A 1,274-nucleotide genomic window follows, 5' to 3' on the forward strand; every position below is an offset into this window, starting at 1 on the left:
CCGCCTATTGCAGCGCAGAGGATGCGGCGCGCGCCACCCGCCACTTCGCGGCGGCGCAGTCGCTGGCCGGCAGCGACACCGCCCTGGCCTCCCAGGCGCTCACCGGCAAGGCCCACAGCCTGGCGCAGCAGGGCGACGCAGCGGGCGCCCAGGCCGCGCTGGCCGAGGCCGTGCGCCTGGCACCCAACGATGCGCAGGCGCATGCCGCCTACGGCTACCAGCTCAAGACCTCCGGCGCGAAGGAAGAAGCCCTGCGCGAGTTCGAGGCCGCGTGGCGCCTGGACGGCAGCCGGACCGAACTGCTGCCCGAGCTGGCCTGGCTGGCCGAGCAGCTGAACCGGCGCGAGGACGCGATCCGCTACGGCCGCGCCGCCATCGACGAGCAAGGCAGCATCCAGCGCCGCCTGGCGCTGCCCGACGACGAAGCCCAGCGCCGGCTGTTCGGCTGGCGGCGCGCGGTGCAGACGCAGGAAGACCGCTTCAACTGGAGCGCCAACGCCAACATCCGCCTCGACCATGGCCCGGACACCAGCGTGCCGCTGTCGCCGGTGGACTATTCGCAGTACGGCGGCTCGCTGAACCTGGGCGCCTCGTACCGCTACACGCCGCTGGGCGCGCAACTGCCCACCTGGGTGTTCGGCCGTGCCTCCGTGGGCCTGGAAGACCGCAGCCTGCAGACCGACCCCGAGAACAAGCTGCTGGGCATGGGCGTGCGCCAGCGCCTGTCGCAGAACTACATGGTCGTCGGCTCGGCAGAATACCTGTGGCGCAAGTCCGCCGAGCACGAGAGCGACGCCATGCTGCGACTGTCTGGCTCGCACACCTGGGGCGGCGACTGGAATCCGGTGGACAGCCAGTGGACCTACGCCAACATCTACGGCGACCTGGCCTGGCTGGTACGCGCCAGCACCTACTACGCCACGGTGCAGGGCGAATGGGGCCGGCAGTTCAAGCTGGAGAACGCACCCTTCAAGGCCACGCTCATGCCCTACCTGTCGAGCAACTACAGCGCCAACAACGACAGCGTCGCGCGTGCCGACGTCAATCGGCTGGACGTGGGGCTGGGCGTGGCGCTGCAGACCTGGCACCGGGAGGACAAGTACCGCGCGCCGGCCATCAGCCAGCGGCTGTCGCTCGAAGTGCGCCAGGTGGTGGCGGGCAACAGCACCGACCGCCACACGGTGCAACTCAAATGGATCCTGCTGCACTAGGCTCCCCCGCCCCGCAGCGCCCGGGCCGCGCGGGCCTGCGCAGGCGCGATGTCGCGGCCGCGG

1 protein-coding gene is annotated in these 1,274 nt (G+C 71.2%); it reads left to right on the forward strand.

Annotated features, from left to right (window positions below):
* Window positions 1-1,211: NfrA family protein (locus VSO01S_RS26500; protein ID WP_153305467.1), on the forward strand; the 1,211-nt coding region annotated here is incomplete at its 5' end.
* Window positions 1,212-1,274 lie beyond the last annotated feature (63 nt).

The organism is Variovorax soli NBRC 106424, from assembly GCF_001591385.1.
In the GTDB taxonomy this organism is placed as follows: domain Bacteria; phylum Pseudomonadota; class Gammaproteobacteria; order Burkholderiales; family Burkholderiaceae_C; genus Variovorax; species Variovorax soli.